This is a genomic window from Salmonella sp. 32070601201500089SM (assembly GCF_017573605.1).
Classification (GTDB): Bacteria; Pseudomonadota; Gammaproteobacteria; order Enterobacterales; family Enterobacteriaceae; genus Salmonella; species Salmonella enterica.
The window spans coordinates 63,794-82,340 of record NZ_JAGETK010000010.1; the positions used below are offsets into that span (position 1 = coordinate 63,794).

Below are 18,547 nucleotides of genomic sequence, written 5' to 3' on the forward strand. Positions count from 1 at the left end.
GTCTATGACAATTCTTTACGGCTTTCCAGATTTTCCCTAACAAAAAAGGTTGGCGAATGACACCAACCTTTTACGATGAAACGTATATCAGACCCGATAAAATTATCGGGTCTCTATACCCTTCATACTTCAAGTTGCTTATGTGTTGGCTACGGATTACTCGGCCCATCCATGGGCCTCGCCCTGACGGGCCGTCGCAAGCGACGTTCAAATCTGCTCCCGGCAGATTTGTCGTTCACCCCAGTCACATAGTTATCTATGCTCCTGGGGACTCACTCCCTTGCCGCCTTTAAGCAACTCGAATTATTTTGGGTATATACATATTAATCCCAGCTCAGAATAACTTTTCCTGACTGGCCTGAACGCATGGCATCAAAACCTTTCTGGAAATCATCAATAGAGAAACGATGGGTGATAATCGGTGACAGATCCAGACCGGACTGGATCAGCGCCGCCATTTTGTACCACGTTTCGAACATCTCACGACCATAAATACCTTTAATGAACAAGCCCTTAAAGATGACTTTTGTCCAGTCGATAGACATATCTGATGGCGGAATCCCCAGCATCGCAATACGACCGCCGTGATTCATGGTGTCCAGCATGGTACGAAACGCCGGCGGCGCGCCGGACATCTCCAGACCCACATCGAACCCTTCGGTCATTCCCAGCTCCGCCATGACGTCGTTCAGGCTCTCTTTCGCGACGTTGACCGCGCGGGTGACGCCCATTTTGCGCGCCAGCTCCAGACGGTATTCATTGACGTCAGTAATCACCACATGACGCGCGCCAACATGTTTCGCCACCGCGGCGGCCATTACGCCGATTGGCCCCGCCCCCGATACCAGTACATCTTCGCCGACCAGATCGAAAGACAGCACCGTATGCACCGCATTACCAAACGGGTCGAAAATAGAGGCTAAATCATCAGAAATGTTATCCGGGATTTTAAACGCATTGAACGCCGGGATGACCAGATATTCCGCGAAGCAGCCGGGACGGTTGACGCCCACGCCGGTGGTGTTGCGACACAGGTGAGTACGACCGCCACGGCAGTTGCGACAATGACCACAGGTGATGTGACCTTCGCCGGAGACGCGATCGCCGATTTTAAAGCCTTTCACTTCCTGACCGATGCCGACCACTTCGCCGACATATTCATGCCCCACGACCATCGGAACCGGGATGGTTTTTTGCGACCAGTCATCCCAGTTATAGATGTGAACGTCAGTGCCGCAGATGGCTGTTTTACGGATTTTAATCAGCAAATCGTTATGGCCGACTTCCGGTTCCGGAACGTCGGTCATCCAGATGCCCTCTTCCGCTTTCAGTTTGGATAACGCTTTCATCTTACATCCTCAGGCAATCACGCCCAGTTGTTTACCAATACGCGTGAACGCGTCTACCGCACGCGTAATTTGCTCAGGCGTATGCGCCGCAGACATCTGGGTACGAATACGCGCCTGACCTTTTGGTACGACCGGATAGAAGAAACCGGTAACGTAAATGCCCTCTTTTTGCAGTTCGCGGGCAAATTTCTGCGCGACAACCGCATCTCCCAGCATTACCGGGATGATGGCGTGATCCGCGCCTGCCAGCGTAAATCCCGCGGCAGACATCTGCTCACGGAACTGCCGGGCGTTCGCCCACAAGCGATCGCGCAGTTCTGCGCCCGCTTCCACCATCTCTAACACTTTAATAGAAGCCGCCACGATCGCCGGCGCCAGGGAGTTGGAGAACAGATATGGGCGGGAACGCTGACGCAACCACTCAACGACCTCTTTACGCGCCGCGGTATAGCCGCCGGATGCGCCGCCTAACGCTTTGCCCAGCGTACCGGTAATAATATCTACGCGGCCCATTACGTCGCAGTATTCATGGGAACCACGACCGTTTTCGCCGACAAAGCCTACCGCGTGAGAATCATCAACCATCACCAGCGCATCGTATTTATCGGCCAGATCACAGACGCCTTTCAGATTGGCGATGACGCCATCCATTGAGAACACCCCGTCGGTGGCGATCAGGACATGACGCGCACCGGCTTCACGCGCCTCTTTCAGCCGCGCTTCCAGCTCTACCATATCGTTGTTGGCATAGCGATAGCGCTTCGCTTTACACAAACGCACGCCATCAATGATAGACGCGTGGTTCAGCGCGTCGGAAATAATAGCGTCTTCCGCGCCCAGCAACGTCTCAAACAAGCCGCCGTTAGCGTCGAAACAGGAGGAATACAGAATCGCATCTTCCATGCCGAGGAAGCTTGCCAGCTTTTGCTCCAGCGCTTTGTGGCTGTCCTGGGTGCCGCAGATAAAACGCACGGACGCCATACCGAAACCGTGGCTGTCCATGCCCGCTTTTGCGGCATTAATCAGCTCAGGGTGATTCGCCAGCCCGAGATAGTTATTGGCGCAAAAGTTAATAACGTGGCTTCCATCCGCCACGGTGATATCCGCCTGCTGCGCAGACGTAATAATGCGCTCTTCTTTAAACAATCCTTCCGCTCGGGCGGTTTCCAGATCGTTGGTTAACTGTTTGTAAAAATCCCCACGCATTGCGATTCTCCAGACTGGGCAAATTTCAGCACATATTACCCAAAGCGATACGTTGATACGAGATGACGCGTCATCACTTCTTTAAAATGCAGCATAAATCACGCGTATCCTCACGGGTTATCAGTGAATGGATGAATAGTGTTATGATAAGAGCATTCATGTCTGAGACAGTCTCTGACACCATAATTCAAAGGTTACAGTTATGATCATCGTTACCGGCGGCGCGGGCTTTATCGGCAGCAATATCGTTAAGGCCCTGAATGATAAAGGTATCACCGATATTCTGGTGGTGGATAACCTGAAAGACGGCACCAAGTTTGTAAACCTGGTGGATCTGAACATTGCTGACTATATGGATAAGGAAGATTTCCTGATCCAGATTATGTCCGGAGAAGAGCTCGGCGATATCGAAGCTATTTTCCATGAAGGCGCCTGCTCTTCCACCACCGAGTGGGACGGCAAGTATATGATGGATAATAACTATCAATACTCCAAAGAGCTGCTGCACTATTGTCTTGAGCGCGAAATCCCGTTCCTCTACGCCTCTTCTGCCGCCACCTATGGCGGTCGCACGTCTGATTTCATCGAATCGCGCGAATACGAAAAACCGCTTAACGTTTATGGCTATTCTAAATTCCTGTTTGATGAATATGTGCGCCAGATCCTGCCAGAAGCGAACTCGCAGATTGTCGGTTTCCGCTATTTCAACGTCTATGGACCACGTGAAGGCCATAAAGGCAGCATGGCAAGCGTGGCATTTCATCTGAATACACAGTTAAACAACGGCGAAAGCCCGAAACTGTTTGAAGGCAGCGAAAACTTCAAGCGCGACTTCGTTTACGTGGGCGATGTGGCCGCCGTTAACCTGTGGTTCCTGGAAAGCGGCAAGTCCGGCATCTTTAACCTGGGCACAGGCCGCGCGGAATCTTTCCAGGCCGTCGCCGACGCGACGCTGGCATACCATAAAAAAGGCAGCATTGAATACATTCCGTTCCCGGATAAGCTGAAAGGCCGCTATCAGGCGTTTACGCAGGCGGATTTAACCAATCTACGCAACGCGGGCTACGACAAACCCTTTAAGACCGTCGCCGAAGGCGTCACGGAGTATATGGCCTGGCTGAACCGCGACGCGTAAGTATGAAAATTTTGGTCATTGGCCCGTCCTGGGTGGGCGACATGATGATGTCGCAAAGTCTCTATCGCACGCTTAAAGCGCGCTATCCCCAGGCGATAATCGACGTGATGGCGCCAGCCTGGTGCCGTCCGTTGTTATCGCGTATGCCGGAAGTTAACGAGGCGATACCCATGCCGCTGGGCCACGGCGCGCTGGAAATCGGCGAGCGCCGCAGATTGGGCCATAGCCTGCGTGAGAAGCGCTACGATCGCGCCTGGGTGCTGCCAAATTCGTTTAAATCGGCGCTGATTCCTTTCTTTGCCAATATCCCGCACCGTACCGGCTGGCGCGGCGAAATGCGCTATGGCCTGCTGAACGATGCGCGCGTCCTTGATAAAGACGCCTGGCCGCTGATGGTGGAGCGCTACGTGGCGCTGGCCTATGACAAGGGCGTGATGCGCACGGCGAAAGATCTGCCGCAGCCGCTACTCTGGCCACAGCTCCTGGTTAGCGAGGGTGAAAAGTCGTTGATACGCAGCGACTTTTCGCTATCTTCTGAACGTCCTCTGATCGGCTTTTGCCCCGGCGCGGAATTTGGCCCGGCAAAACGTTGGCCGCACTATCACTACGCCGAACTGGCAAAGCAGCTCATTAACGAAGGGTACCAGGTCGTACTGTTTGGCTCGGCAAAAGACCATGAAGCCGGAAATGAGATCCTAGCGGCGCTGAATAGCGAGCAGCAGGCATGGTGTCGCAACCTGGCGGGGGAAACCCAGCTGGAACAGGCCGTCATTCTGATAGCCGCCTGTAAAGCCATCGTCACCAACGATTCCGGGCTGATGCACGTCGCGGCGGCGCTCGACCGCCCGCTGGTCGCCTTGTATGGCCCAAGTAGCCCGGATTTCACGCCACCGCTGTCTCATAAGGCCCGGGTGATTCGTCTCATTACGGGTTATCACAAAGTGCGTAAAGGCGATACGGCGCAAGGCTATCACCAGAGCCTGATCGATATCACGCCGCAGCGGGTTCTGGAAGAGCTTCATTCGCTGTTGTCGGAAGAGGGCGTTTAATGCGGGTTTTGATCGTTAAAACATCATCGATGGGCGACGTATTACATACCCTGCCTGCGCTTACCGACGCGCAACAGGCTATTCCAGGGATTCAATTTGACTGGGTTGTCGAAGAAGGGTTTGCGCAAATTCCGTCCTGGCACAGTGCTGTCGATCGCGTGATTCCCGTCGCTATTCGCCGTTGGCGCAAAGCCTGGTTTTCCGCGCCCATTAAAGCGGAACGCACAGCCTTTCATCGGGCGGTATGCGCATACCAATACGACGCTGTGATTGATGCGCAGGGGCTGGTGAAAAGCGCGGCGCTGGTGACGCGTCTGGCGCATGGGATAAAGCACGGTATGGACTGGAGTACTGCCCGCGAACCGCTGGCCAGCCTGTTCTATAACCGTAAACACCATATCGCAAAGCAACAACATGCGGTTGAGCGGACGCGCGAGCTGTTCGCCAAAAGCCTGGGATACGATAAACCGCAGTCGCAGGGCGATTATGCCATCGCAAAACATTTTCTGCATTGCCAGCAGGCGGTCAGCGATCCATATGCGGTATTTTTACATGCCACGACCCGCGATGATAAACACTGGCCGGAAGCAAACTGGCGCGAGCTTATCGGTATGGTGGGCAACACCGGATTACGGATAAAACTTCCCTGGGGCGCGCCTCATGAGGAGGCCCGGGCTAAACGACTGGCCGAAGGCTTTGACTATGTGGATGTGTTACCGCGCATGAGCCTGGAGGAGGTCGCCAGAGTGCTGGCTGGCGCAAAATTTGTCGTATCGGTTGATACCGGCCTGAGCCATCTCACCGCCGCGCTCGACAGACCGAATATTACGCTATATGGCCCAACGGACCCTGGGTTAATTGGAGGTTATGGGAAGAACCAAATGGCATGCTGCTCACCAGAAAAAAACCTGGCGAATTTAGATGCCACAAGCGTATTTGGAAAGATTCATTAAAGAGACACTGTCTCATCCCAAACCTATTGTGGAGAAAAGATGCTAACCACATCATTAACGTTAAATAAAGAGAAATGGAAACCGATCTGGAATAAAGCGCTGGTTTTTCTTTTTGTTGCCACGTATTTTCTGGATGGTATTACGCGTTATAAACATTTGATAATCATACTTATGGTTATCACCGCGATTTATCAGGTCTCACGCTCACCGAAAAGTTTCCCCCCTCTTTTCAAAAATAGCGTATTTTATAGCGTAGCAGTATTATCATTAATCCTTGTTTATTCCATACTCATATCGCCAGATATGAAAGAAAGCTTCAAGGAATTTGAAAATACGGTACTGGAGGGTTTCTTATTATATACTTTATTAATTCCCGTACTATTAAAAGATGAAACAAAAGAAACGGTTGCGAAAATAGTACTTTTCTCCTTTTTAACAAGTTTAGGGCTTCGCTGCCTTGCAGAGAGTATTCTGTATATCGAGGACTATAATAAAGGAATTATGCCATTCATAAGCTATGCGCATCGACATATGTCCGATTCCATGGTTTTCTTATTTCCAGCATTATTGAATATTTGGCTGTTTAGAAAAAATGCAATTAAGTTGGTTTTTTTAGTGCTTAGCGCTATCTACCTTTTCTTTATCCTGGGAACCCTATCGCGAGGGGCATGGTTGGCGGTGCTCATAGTAGGTGTTCTGTGGGCAATACTGAACCGCCAATGGAAGTTAATAGGAGTTGGTGCCATTTTATTAGCCATTATCGGCGCTTTGGTTATCACTCAACATAATAACAAACCAGACTCAGAACATTTACTTTATAAATTACAGCAGACAGATAGCTCATATCGTTATACTAACGGAACCCAGGGCACCGCGTGGATACTGATTCAGGAAAACCCGATCAAGGGCTACGGCTATGGTAATGATGTGTATGATAGTGTTTATAATAAACGCGTTGTCGATTATCCAACGTGGACCTTTAAAGAATCTATCGGTCCGCATAATACCATTCTGTACATCTGGTTTAGTGCAGGCATATTAGGTCTGGCGAGCCTGGCCTATTTATATGGCACTATCATCAGGGAAACAGCCAGCTCTACCTTCAGGAAAGTAGAGATAAGCCCCTACAATGCTCATCTCTTGCTATTTTTATCTTTCGTCGGTTTTTATATCGTTCGTGGCAATTTTGAACAGGTCGATATTGCTCAAATTGGTATCATTACTGGTTTTCTGCTGGCGCTAAGAAATAGATAAAAAAACGCGCTGATACTTATTACGGTATCAGCGCGTTTTTCATCATCAGAACTCAATCACTTATCAAACCAGCTTTTCATTTGTTCCTCGAAACGCTGCGCTACATTTTCCCAACTGTATTTTGAAAACACCAGGGATTTTGCTTTTTCGGCAATCTGGTGGCGTTCCTTATCAGCAAGCGCACGGTTAATATCATTAATTATACTGTCGCTCGACATAGGCTCTGCGAGGTGATAGCCCGTTATGCCATCTAACACAAATTCGCTAATCCCCCCTTTTTTGCTGGCAAGAACCGCTTTTCCTGCTGCCATCGCTTCTACAGCCACCATGCAAAATGCTTCTTCAACCTGAGATGGCACAATAACCAGATCGGCTATATGATAGAAGTTATGCATCTGGTCAGGAGATTGCCCCCCAGCCATAATACAATCCGTTCCAATCTCTTTTGCGGCGTCCAGTACTTTCTTTTGATACTCTGCTTTTTCACCCTTGCGGCTTGCATAAGGGTCGCCAACAACGACAAGTTTAATATTACTTCTTAAGGTACGTAATTGTTTGAACGCCTGCAAAAGCAACAGGATGCCTTTATCAGGCGAAATTCTCCCGGCATATAAGAGAACGGTGGCATCTTCCGCAATATTTAATTGCTGACGAAGATTATCTTGTGGGTTTCTTTTATAAGTCTCAGCACAAAAACCATTAGGTACAATACTAACAGCAGCGGCGGGCAATCTTTCTTCATAAAACGCTTTAAGAAACTGACTGGGCACGATAATTTTTGCATCGTTATCAGGAAGTTCTGGTTCAAATGCGTTATGCATGTGCATAACCAGTTTTGCATTCGGATTGCGCTCTCTGATCTGCCGATACAGTTTCATACTATTATGAATAACAATGACGCTATCTTTCTGGGTAGTCACTTTATCTCTAATATTAAGGACGCGCTGGGAATAGGGTAGTGGGTCGAGACGAGTCCATTTCTGAAAAAGACGCTTATAAACTTTACCAAACCCAATGTAATGAATATCACAGTTATCGTTTATTTTATTATATTCAGGATAGCCAACATTCTTTATACAAGCAATAGTACTCGGTATTGATAGTCGTTTTGCAACCTGGTAAATCCAGGTTTCTACCGCAGCCGCACCACGAGGAGGAATTGAAAATATAGGAGTAACAGTAAATATGATTTTTTTAATCATAATAGCTATAATCCAGAATAGTTAACTTTATAGAAAAAGAAATGTTATAGAAAAAGAAATGCGTGCCGAAGCAACGCAAAATAATGATTTATCTAGTGTCTAGACAATTTTATCGTAATATATTTCATCCTCAAGTTCCGAGGCTGTAATATATGGAATAATATCGTAATGAATTGCAGTATCATCTGATAAATTAAAGATATTTAAATCACTCACATTTTTTCTCATAAAAGTAAAAAATGGCAGTATTTTAAACAGGTCTTTACTAAGCTCAGATGGCATAGGGCTGGTAGATTCGTCATAGAAACGTGGGCAACTCCCTGTTAAGTCAAGCCCAGAACATATAATACGGCCATACTTGAGGGAATAGGCAACCTGAATAGCGGTATAAGCAATAGTATGGCAAGAGCAATACCCGATGCTGATATCCTTGCAAAATCCAGCCAGTCGCCCTCTTTTCGAAAGGGGAACTGAAATAAGTAATGCTTTATGAACCCGCTTGAGGATATTAAATTTAATTTTCTTTAAAAAGCCCCCTTTTTCTCGGCGATAAAAGGAGCGAATAATTAAACAGTTTTCTTCAATATATTTTTGATCATCCACTGAAGCCTGTTCGTACACATCAAGATTGACGATAGTAAACTGACTGTTACGGCTAAAGTTATAAAAATCTTCGCGCCGACGATGGAGGAAGCGAACATCCGTCAGAAGGTACAAAAATGGCTTGACGTTATTGTTTAGCAAATATTGAACAGAACCATTGACTGCAATGACATCTTTCATTCGTAACAAGGACAGCGGCGTCTTTCTGGACGTAGGACCAGAAAGAAAAATAATACAATCTTCAGCCGTTCTTTTCGCAATAAGTTGCAGAACATCGGCGTGAGTTATGAAGTTAACGCTGCCCATAAAAAACTCGTATGTTTATCATGCAACCTATAAATAAATGTTATATTCAATAACTAATATTACATCTCAAATTCTCTCAAGTATGTCATAACGCTGCAGCAAATAAAAGTCAGGCAGCCCCTTAAATTAAACCAAACGTGCTACATTGATCAGCGCTTTTCCTTACCCTTAATACGACGAAGGAAATTTCGAAGTTTTTTCTTATAAATCAATAAGTAAAATCCGATATCTCTCACATTATTTTTGATACCATAATGTCTTTCTAAATCAATACGATCCTTTGCTTTTCGTTGTCTGGAAGGTCTTTTTCCGGACAAATCAATAATTCTGATCTCATTGCCTTGCAGGATAAAGTTACCTTTATGGGGATCGCCCGAAACCATACCATGCTGATGCAGAGAATATATCGACTGTTTGATTTTTCCTCTCACTTCGTCAGAAATTTCTGGCATATCAACAAGTTCAATACCTTCAATATACTCAATTATCATCACGTATGTTTTTACATAGCGTAATGTTTTAATTTCCGCCAGCAGGTAAAAATCATTAAGCGCCGCAAACCCTTCACGCCGCACACGATCTGTCTGATGAAAAAGCTTTTCGTAGTAATCTCCTTTTACTAACGATTTGAAAAAGCGTTCAGTATTTTTTACTTTTGGACTAAATACTTTGAGAATATATTTTCCGTAGTCTGTATTAATCAATACAACTTTTGTATCTTCTATATTACGGAAGACTTTAATAACCTGATGATTATAAGATAGAAAATCTTTGAATATCTCAATGTATTTTTCACCGTCTTTTTTGACAAAGACGGTATAGTTTTTAATCTTTTTTTCAATAATCATAATGGAGATTTAGGCAGGGGAATTATTTGTGGAAAAGTTTACGATAAAGATATGCGCTTCCAGCCAGAAGGCCTTTAAAATAATGCCCCTGCACGAGAAGATGTTTATATCGCTTCTTAAATTCAACTATGGTACGCGCATCTTTTGCAGGAGAATCTTTCCAGGGCGAGTTCAGTCGTGCATTTTTATAATAGATAACTGAAGGATAATTTGCCCAGGCATGCCATGGTTTTGTAGCGCCCGTATAATGAATTAAAACAGTATTATCATTAATTATATTGCTATATTTTTTATGTGACTTATCTTTCAACTCACTTTTGATAGTATAAATGGTATTATATGGTCGCGGCAGAAAAATGACTTTGTCCTGTAGGAGAATATTCAAAACATCCTGATCGGGATATTTAAAAGAGTCAGCCTCTTTACCTGCCAGAAGTAAAAATGCCTTTTCAGTTAAGGCATTTTCTTTCCATAGTTTCAGGTTAACAAAAACCACGCCGGAGTTAAAATAACCACCTTGTAAATTAAAAGCGCTTAATCTCTCATTTACCTTATTCTGGATGGAATCAACATCTTTTACGACCGCAGCGATCTTCTCTGTCAGATCAAGCTGTAAAAGATCTTGCAAAGATCCTTTGCATACAACATCGGCATCCAAATAAAGTAAGGTGTTTACCTTCTTGCTGAGATAATCGAAAGCAAATAAACGAAAATACATTGCTCTCGACCATACTTTAGTTTGAGGCAATACCTCAAGGCTTTCTACTTTAATAAGATAAAGAGAAATTTTTATGTGATGCTGTACGGCTAAACGCTCTATATACTTTACAAAACACGGGGAGTATGAATCACAAATAATGTGAAAAGAGAGCGGGATATTATTGTTTAATACAACTGAAGCGATTGATACCCCCACACCATCAAGATAGTTTTCATCAACGCCATAAGAAATGTTTAATACGTTATTATCATTATTATTACTTTCATCAAAAACTTTATATTCAGCTATTTCTATCTCAGGAAATGAATCCATTACATCACCTATGGGTTTTATTCAAGAAGTTTACGTTTAAAGTAGGCTATATAATAATTTACACCCGAAGTATAATGCTTCTGATTAAACATATGCTTTGCCGCATAACGTAACTGATGGCTAGTGACTGGATTTAAAAGTGCACAATGAGACCATGGTGAGTTGCTCTTAGCCTGTAAAAAATATTGTGACACAGGGTAAGCCCCCCAACTATGCCAGGGCTTCGTTGGTCCGATATAATGAACAAATACAGTCTCAGCATCGACTGGATTAATAACTGAATCTTTTAATTCATAGTTAAGACTAAATTGTGTATTAAATTTTTTATCAACAAAACGCGCTTTATTCACTAACAATATATTTAATACATCCTGATCAAGGTGCGTTATGCGCTGTACTACCTCCGGATCTTTTAGCATTTCAATCGCTTTCTTAGAGATATTTTCTGCGGTCCAAAGAGGTATGTTAATTAAAATAAAACCGGCATTAAAATAGCCAGAAACCAGCCCAGGCGTTGCCAGGCTAACCGAGCGCTTAGTCCACCATTCCAACTCGCCTTCAGCAACGACAGCCGCAATCTCATTTTCAGCGAAGTTAAGATCAATAAGTTCCTGAATACTCCCCTTACATGCAATATCTGCATCCAGATAAAGTACTCTATCTGTTTTATCTGAAAAATAATCGGCGATAATGAATCTAAAGTATGTTGCATAGGTCCAGTTTTTGGTACTGGGTAGCGATTTTAAGCGCTCACAGTCGATTAGGTAAACAACAATCTGCGTAGCGTACTGTTTTGCTAATGCCTCAAATCGCTGCTGGTCTTCAGAGTCAAAGAAATCGGTAAAAACATGGAAAGCTAACGCCTTCTCTGGGTTAGCAAGGAGAACCGATGCAATAGAGACACCACAGCCAAAAAGAAAGTTTTTATCAATCCCATAAGCTATATTAAATTTATCAGCATCACTATGTTGTGCATAGTTATAATCTAAAGTCTGTTGAATGACTTCTTCTTCAAAATATTTTCTGCTCATAGTGATCACTTTTGTAATTTCGAGAATATCGCATTATTAAAATTTTTAAAATATAGCACATCGTAAAATCTCTCAATCGTGCCGGGAATAATATCATGCTGATATTTTACTTCACCAGAAATAACGCGATTAAGGTGCCCTACAAAATCATCTATAGCCCCCGGGGTGTAAAGCTCACCATTCAAACCGGGTTTAATCATATCGCGCGGACCAGACATACAATCAGAACTAATACACGGAATTCCATATGACATTGCTTCCAGCAGGGTCATAGGGAATCCCTCAAATGCAGAGGTAAGTAGTAACGCGGTGACATTTTTTATTTTTTGCTGTACAACTTGCCACGGCGCGCTTTGCCAACCGTACCAGATCACACGCTGCTCAATACCAAGCTCCCGACTATAGGACTGGCACTTTTCAAAATCTGAGCCATCACCAATAATATGTAACTGCCATTCCCCTGTCGTACGAGCTAAGCCATCAAATAAATCTTTAACTCTTTTCTGCCCTTCAAATTTAAGACGCCCTACATAGAGAAATACAGCGGGTTTATCGCGCTCAGGCGGCGGCACAATGATTGTTTTAATAGAGACAGGATTATAAACGACGCTAATATCTTGCGCTGAGATACCCCGTGCCATCATCTGTTCTTTAATACCACTACTGATGGCCAGATGATAATCCGCGTACGTTATACATTCTGCATGTTTTTTATGGTCGAGCGAAAAATGCGGCCACGAGAAAATAGTAAACTGTTTACCACTTTTCTTTCGTGCTTTATTGGCATAAAGACATGAGATGACATCAATACATATCACAATATCTGGTGACGTTTCTTTCAGCCACTGACTAAAATTATAAACATGCTTAGCTCGACGAAGGAAACTTAATTTTATATTTGAGAATGATTGCGCATATTTAATCTCTTTTAGCCATGCTTTATCCATTTTGTCATTACGACAAAAGAAAAACATTTCACAGTTGATTTTCGGAGAGCTATTTTCAAACGTATGGATAACGTTGCTAATAACGGTTTCCATCCCTCCAAAACCGGATACCGCTTCGCCAATAAAAGCTATTTTCATATATACCCCAGAGTTAAAACCTTAATCTAAAGACTTTAGATATTAAATAGCAAAAATAGTAATATAACCCTATAGAGTAATTTTTACCTGACATCTCTCTTTTTGCTTTAAGGCGTAGTCAATATCTTTATTATTTTCGATAATGGAATATATTGCCACACCTGCTGGCATTATAAAACCATGATCAAAGCAAAGAGCAATGTCCAGTCTTCTTCCAAAAAAATCATCATGTTGAATTATGTTTTTTTGGTTTGAAATATAACTTTTAATGTTAGACATTCTGTCTATCCTTGTCTCACTCATAAATTACTCACTGAGTGCATAATTATTATAATTACAGATTTTTTCTTATTGTCCTTTCTTTAATTCGAGCGGCTTTAACATCTGCCTGATGAATCAACCCCGATTCTTTTTGCAAAATCTCTCGCAGGGGGAGAGAGAAATACTCACGCATAAACCGGAATATATCTCGCTGAGTCAGGCCAATATTCATTGAAGAAAAATAAAGCCCAATTAAATCTTTGTCACGCCAGCGAAGGGGAACGTGCTGACGTATCTGCGCGCGATGCAGGTCAATTACGGAGATTTTTAAATCCTCTTCGCGACCAGTGAAAGGTAAATGCAGAAGAAAGTGGCAAATATAACAGTCGCGATGGTTAATTCCCCCGGCGTGCATTTTACGTACCATAGTCGCAACACGCTTAATGATCATCCACTTCACCTGCGCGTCCGGTGGATTAACAGCCCAGTCAGCACAGTAGTCTTCAAGGCTAATGGTGGGCGTTAAATCTTCGGTGATAATAAATGATGTTCTGGTTAGCGGGTTTACGCCTTTTTCACCAAAACCAACGCCGTGCATCGTATCAACGCCCAGCTCATGTAGACGATGAATGGCGTGCCATTCTCTGTCAGCGCCCAGAACAGGCATACGTAACGAAATCAGGTTCTTCACAATTTCTTTCAGCGAAGTGCCTTTATGCCACTTCAGGAAGTAACTTTTGCCGTCCAGCTCAAACCGCAATGTTCGACGCGTCTCCAGCTCTCTGAACACTTCGCCCTGTAACGTTTTCACTTCCTCAAAAGCATCTTTACCGCGCCATAGTGTGGTTAACGGCGCTTTCAGCTCAACCATCTAAATCACCTGTAATAATATCTGCGGCCTTCTCCGGTAAGCTGTATAAATCCTGGGTATCAGCATAATACCGCGCATTTTCAGCCCAGGCGTTGCGTAAGGAAGGCTGTGTCAGCGCTTTGAGTAAAACCTCATTTAGCGCATCCTGACGGAATGGTTCAGTCATCGCTTCGCCACAGTTGGCATCCACAATATAATGTGCATAACCGCACACCGCAGTTGTCAGCACCGGCAAACCAGCAGTAATGGCTTCCAGCAAAACAATACCTGCAGCTTCCTGATAGGCTGGATGCAGTAAAAGGTCGGCTGCCGCCATTAACTCCGCGATATCATTACGTCCGGAGAAAAAATGCACATTCGTGCCGACACCGCTTCTTTCAGCCAGTGCTGCAAACTTCTTCGGCTTATCCTGCCCGACAACATAGAGCACCGTATTTTGCCGTAAAGATTCGGGTAGCGATGCCAGCGCTTCAATAGAGCGATCCACACCTTTACGGGTGAAGTCAGACCCTACTTGCAACAGTAATTTTTGCTGTTCTGAGATACCATTTTTCTGACGATAAATTTGACGACTGTTCGGGATCTGTTGGCTATATTTTCTGTCCGGGTAAATCCCCGGAGGAAGAATATGGAAACGCTCCGCTTCAGTCTGATAATGTTTTTGGAAGTCAGCAATCTGCTTATTCGTCAGCATTAATAGTTGCGTCTGCTTGCCGTGTTCAAACGTGGCGCGTTCAAAAGCAGCATAATGCCGATAGCGTGATGTCAGGCGATAGAAAAAACCTTTTTCCTGTGCGACTTTTTCGGCGTAACACACGTCTGCGGCGTAATACACATCAAGGCCTGGCATCTTATTGAACCCAACCACCCGATCGACAGGATGGTCGCGCAAATGGTGTTGCACCCAGGCATAATATTCTGCGTTACGACCGTGGTTCGTCCGGGATTTAACCGGCACGCGGATTAATTCAAAGTTATCCGGGCATTCCCCTTCCCATGACTGAGTATAAACACGAACCTGATGCCCTCGCGCCGCCACGGTTTGGGCAATGCGCATAAAATCACGCTGCAGACCGCCAAAAGGAAAATACTTATATAAGCAAAAGGCAACTCTCATAGCAGGCTGTCCAAATCTATGGCGCGTGCCTCATGCGGCAGCATTTTTTCCGTCGCGGCGATAACATCTTCAGCCGGAATCACGGAAAGGTATTTTTTATTACGATCAAGCTCATGCCGTTCAGGCATCGGCTGATAATTTCCTGCCCAAAACTGAATGATGTCGTCGGTCCAGGGACGCCAGAACACATGATCCGTCGCGCCGAAAAGGCAAATGACCGGCGTTTTGACTGCTGCGGCAATATGACCAGGGGCCGAATCAACGCCGATAAAGAGATCCGCATGGTCAATCAACGCGCCCAATTCAGGAAAGCGAGTTTTACCCGCCAGACCAGTAACCGGTTTTGTTTCACAGCCGCGTGCAATAGCATCCACGCAGGCCATCTCGTCTGCGGCCGGGCCTGACGTCAGTACAACTTGATAACCGCGGCGCTGCACGGCATCAATAACCTGCGAGAATTTATCATTATCCCAGCACTTAAATAACTGCCGTGCCGTAGGCTGAATAACAACATATTGTCGGGTCACACCAAGTTGTTTGAGCTGTTGTCGCATGTTTTCCCAATGTTCCGGGCGATAGCTCATGGTGGTTTCAGTGACATACTGTTTTAGCGCTAACGGCTTTAGCGCGGATAATGTGCGCTCAACAGCATGTTCTCCCGCATAAGGTACTAAATGCGTAAAGCTTTTTTTCCATAAAGCAGACTGACGATTACCGAAATCCTGCGAGATTTTCATTTTTGCGTTTAAAAAACGCACAATAAGCGCCACGCTCCACTGATCGGTGAGATTGACGACCAGATCATACGAGTTAGCACGCAATTTTTTGATTAACGATAGCGCGTTTTTGATCTTCTCTTTTGTTCCTGCGCCTTTGTTACTAATGCCGTAGAGTGCATTAATCTCCGGATTTTCCGACAATATCGGTATGGTGTTCTGGTAAAGAAGCACATCGATTTTTGCATCGGGATAATTCTGCTTCAGCGTGCTGATGACAGGAGTGGTAAGTAACATGTCTCCATGAAAACGCATTTTTATAATCAGAATTCTTCGAAATGGCTTTTCCACAAGCGACTCTTTGGTTGAAATTGTCCGGATAAATAAGCAGAAAAAAGCACGCTACCGCCCCAGGCTCACAGCAACCCGATGGCTAATACCGCACTCATTTTAGATGCGCTAGTGTAACACTTCTTTCGCAGCAATCCGATACGAATAATTTTTATACACAATCATTTTTTTAATCATAAATTCAAAGAGATATTAATTTATCCCTCTCTTGTGAATGGTCATTCCCATTGTCTGGGGCGACAAGGGCGGCAAATTTCAATGGATTGCGTAAAAATGCAAAAATAATGGGGTTCAGCGCCTGGAATCCTCGCTTCTGAGCCAATTTGGCGCAAAAATGGGAAAAGTAATGGTAAAGCCCAGGCTAAATACATAGAATCCCCAGCACATCCATAAGTCAGCTATTTACTATGCTCGAATTGCTTTACACCGCTCTTCTCTACCTTATTCAGCCTCTGATCTGGATACGGCTTTGGGTGCGTGGACGTAAAGCGCCGGCCTATCGTAAACGTTGGGGTGAACGCTACGGATTCTACCGCCGTCCGTTGAAACCGGGCGGAATCATGCTGCATTCCGTCTCGGTGGGCGAAACTCTGGCGGCCATCCCATTGGTCCGCGCTCTACGTCATCGCTATCCCGATCTGCCTATTACCGTAACGACCATGACGCCGACCGGCTCGGAGCGCGTCCAGTCCGCCTTTGGCAACGATGTTCAGCACGTTTACTTGCCTTATGATTTGCCCGATGCGCTCAATCGTTTCCTCAATAAGATTGATCCTAAGCTGGTATTGATCATGGAGACTGAGCTCTGGCCAAATCTGATTGCTGCGCTGCACAAACGTCATATTCCGCTGGTTATCGCTAATGCGCGGCTTTCCGCCCGCTCCGCCGCGGGTTATGCGAAGCTTGGCAAGTTTGTCCGTACGCTCTTGCGCCGTATCACCCTGATTGCCGCGCAAAACGAAGAAGATGGCGAACGCTTTGTGGCATTGGGCGCGAAGAACAATCAGGTCACGGTCACCGGCAGTCTGAAATTTGATATTTCAGTTACGCCGCAGCTGGCGGCTAAAGCCGTTACGCTACGCCGCCAGTGGGCGCCGCACCGTCCGGTCTGGATTGCCACCAGCACCCACGATGGCGAAGAGAGTATCGTTATCGCCGCTCACCAGGCGTTATTACATCAATTCCCGAATTTATTACTGATTCTGGTGCCCCGCCATCCGGAGCGTTTCCCGGATGCTATCAATCTTGTGCGTCAGGCAGGGTTAAGCTACATCACTCGTTCTTCGGGCGAAGTACCGTCCGCCAGCACCCAGGTCGTGGTAGGCGATACCATGGGCGAATTAATGTTGCTCTATGGCATTGCCGATCTCGCCTTTGTTGGTGGTTCGCTGGTTGAACGCGGCGGTCACAACCCGCTGGAGGCCGCCGCTCATGCGATTCCGGTACTGATGGGTCCGCATACCTTTAACTTTAAAGATATTTGCGCCCGTCTGGATCAGGCGAGCGGACTTATCACGATTACCGATGCGGCTACGCTGGCAAAAGAAGTTTCCTCTTTACTGACCGACGCTGATTATCGTAATTTCTACGGACGTCACGCAGTTGAAGTGCTGTATCAAAATCAGGGCGCGCTCCAGCGTCTGCTGCAACTGCTGGAACCTTATCTGCCACCGAAAACGCATTGAGGACTGTCATGCAAAAACGGGCGATTTATCCAGGTACGTTTGATCCGATTACTAACGGTCATCTCGATATTGTGACGCGCGCAACGCAGATGTTCGACCATGTCATTCTGGCCATCGCCGCCAGCCCCGGCAAGAAACCCATGTTCACCCTGGACGAACGTGTGGCGCTGGCGCAAAAAGCGACCGCACACCTGGGTAACGTAGAGGTGGTGGGCTTTAGCGACCTGATGGCCAATTTCGCCCGCGACAGACAGGCGAATATCCTGATTCGTGGTCTGCGCGCGGTGGCGGATTTTGAATATGAAATGCAGTTGGCGCATATGAATCGCCATCTGATGCCGCAACTGGAAAGCGTTTTCCTGATGCCGTCCAAAGAGTGGTCGTTTATTTCATCGTCGCTGGTCAAAGAAGTGGCGCGCCATCAGGGCGATGTGACCCACTTTCTGCCGGACAATGTGCATCAGGCGCTAATGGATAAGTTGAAATAAGTTT

General features: G+C 45.8%; 17 protein-coding genes and 1 pseudogene. 6 read left to right on the top strand and 12 right to left on the bottom strand.

Features of this window, described 5'->3' with window-relative positions:
• Positions 1-323: 323 nt before the first annotated feature.
• Positions 324-1,349 carry an L-threonine 3-dehydrogenase gene (gene tdh / locus J4728_RS16360; protein ID WP_208212078.1) on the bottom strand — a complete coding sequence of 342 codons (1,026 nt, stop codon included), beginning with the start codon at positions 1,347-1,349 and terminating at the stop codon, positions 324-326.
• 9 nt (positions 1,350-1,358) lie between these two features.
• The gene (kbl, locus tag J4728_RS16365; RefSeq protein ID WP_001213794.1) at positions 1,359-2,555 is read right to left on the bottom strand and encodes a glycine C-acetyltransferase; all 1,197 of its coding nucleotides are present in this window, start codon (positions 2,553-2,555) and stop codon (positions 1,359-1,361) included.
• A 202-nt stretch (positions 2,556-2,757) separates the two neighbouring features.
• Here kbl and rfaD point away from each other — a divergent pair, with 202 nt between their 5' ends.
• From rfaD to rfaL, 4 genes are read left to right on the top strand one after another with little or no spacing between them, the layout of a single operon-like run.
• Complete coding sequence (rfaD, locus tag J4728_RS16370) at positions 2,758-3,690, top strand: ADP-glyceromanno-heptose 6-epimerase (RefSeq protein WP_000587771.1); 933 nt, start codon at positions 2,758-2,760, stop codon at positions 3,688-3,690.
• A 2-nt stretch (positions 3,691-3,692) separates the two neighbouring features.
• Positions 3,693-4,739: an ADP-heptose--LPS heptosyltransferase RfaF gene (gene rfaF / locus J4728_RS16375; RefSeq protein WP_024157568.1), complete on the top strand. Its 1,047-nt coding sequence runs from the start codon at positions 3,693-3,695 to the stop codon at positions 4,737-4,739.
• Positions 4,739-5,692 (top strand): lipopolysaccharide heptosyltransferase RfaC, encoded by a 954-nt coding sequence (gene rfaC / locus J4728_RS16380; protein WP_001264616.1) that lies wholly within the window; start codon positions 4,739-4,741, stop codon positions 5,690-5,692. Before rfaF ends, rfaC begins: the two co-directional genes overlap by 1 nt.
• Positions 5,693-5,731: 39 nt before the next feature.
• Positions 5,732-6,946: an O-antigen ligase RfaL gene (gene rfaL, locus J4728_RS16385; RefSeq protein ID WP_208212080.1), complete on the top strand. Its 1,215-nt coding sequence runs from the start codon at positions 5,732-5,734 to the stop codon at positions 6,944-6,946.
• A 56-nt stretch (positions 6,947-7,002) separates the two neighbouring features.
• On the opposite strand, the gene J4728_RS16390 is transcribed toward rfaL, so the two are convergent.
• From J4728_RS16390 to rfaQ, 10 genes and pseudogenes are all read right to left on the bottom strand, one after another.
• Positions 7,003-8,148: a lipopolysaccharide N-acetylglucosaminyltransferase gene (locus tag J4728_RS16390; RefSeq protein ID WP_208212082.1), complete on the bottom strand. Its 1,146-nt coding sequence runs from the start codon at positions 8,146-8,148 to the stop codon at positions 7,003-7,005.
• 99 nt (positions 8,149-8,247) lie between these two features.
• Entirely contained in the window at positions 8,248-9,057 is an 810-nt protein-coding gene (gene waaZ, locus J4728_RS16395) for a 3-deoxy-D-manno-oct-2-ulosonate III transferase WaaZ (protein ID WP_000536017.1), read from the bottom strand.
• Between the two features lie 149 nt (positions 9,058-9,206).
• A complete protein-coding gene (gene rfaY, locus J4728_RS16400; RefSeq protein ID WP_000582809.1) occupies positions 9,207-9,905 on the bottom strand; it encodes a lipopolysaccharide core heptose(II) kinase RfaY in 699 nt (232 codons plus the stop codon).
• A 22-nt stretch (positions 9,906-9,927) separates the two neighbouring features.
• Entirely contained in the window at positions 9,928-10,938 is a 1,011-nt protein-coding gene (rfaJ, locus tag J4728_RS16405) for a glycosyltransferase family 8 protein (protein WP_208212084.1), read from the bottom strand.
• Between the two features lie 17 nt (positions 10,939-10,955).
• The gene (gene waaO, locus J4728_RS16410; protein ID WP_000088483.1) at positions 10,956-11,969 is read right to left on the bottom strand and encodes a lipopolysaccharide 3-alpha-galactosyltransferase; all 1,014 of its coding nucleotides are present in this window, start codon (positions 11,967-11,969) and stop codon (positions 10,956-10,958) included.
• A 5-nt stretch (positions 11,970-11,974) separates the two neighbouring features.
• Positions 11,975-13,054, bottom strand: a complete 1,080-nt coding sequence (gene waaB / locus J4728_RS16415; protein WP_000683985.1) for a lipopolysaccharide 1,6-galactosyltransferase — start codon at positions 13,052-13,054, stop codon at positions 11,975-11,977.
• A gap of 117 nt (positions 13,055-13,171) precedes the next feature.
• Positions 13,172-13,333: pseudogene (locus tag J4728_RS16420) on the bottom strand (glycosyltransferase family 8 protein); the annotation flags it as partial.
• A 55-nt stretch (positions 13,334-13,388) separates the two neighbouring features.
• Complete coding sequence (rfaP, locus tag J4728_RS16425) at positions 13,389-14,186, bottom strand: lipopolysaccharide core heptose(I) kinase RfaP (protein ID WP_000229825.1); 798 nt, start codon at positions 14,184-14,186, stop codon at positions 13,389-13,391.
• Complete coding sequence (locus J4728_RS16430; protein WP_001261581.1) at positions 14,179-15,303, bottom strand: glycosyltransferase family 4 protein; 1,125 nt, start codon at positions 15,301-15,303, stop codon at positions 14,179-14,181. The genes rfaP and J4728_RS16430 overlap by 8 nt, the downstream gene beginning before the upstream one ends.
• Complete coding sequence (rfaQ, locus tag J4728_RS16435) at positions 15,300-16,370, bottom strand: lipopolysaccharide core heptosyltransferase RfaQ (protein ID WP_208212086.1); 1,071 nt, start codon at positions 16,368-16,370, stop codon at positions 15,300-15,302. Before rfaQ ends, J4728_RS16430 begins: the two co-directional genes overlap by 4 nt.
• 407 nt (positions 16,371-16,777) lie before the next feature.
• On the opposite strand from rfaQ, the gene waaA reads away from it, so the two are divergent.
• Entirely contained in the window at positions 16,778-18,055 is a 1,278-nt protein-coding gene (gene waaA, locus J4728_RS16440) for a lipid IV(A) 3-deoxy-D-manno-octulosonic acid transferase (protein ID WP_000891582.1), read from the top strand.
• Positions 18,056-18,063: 8 nt separating this feature from the next.
• On the top strand, positions 18,064-18,543 hold the full coding sequence (gene coaD, locus J4728_RS16445) for a pantetheine-phosphate adenylyltransferase (protein ID WP_001171884.1): 480 nt from the start codon (positions 18,064-18,066) through the stop codon (positions 18,541-18,543).
• Positions 18,544-18,547 lie beyond the last annotated feature (4 nt).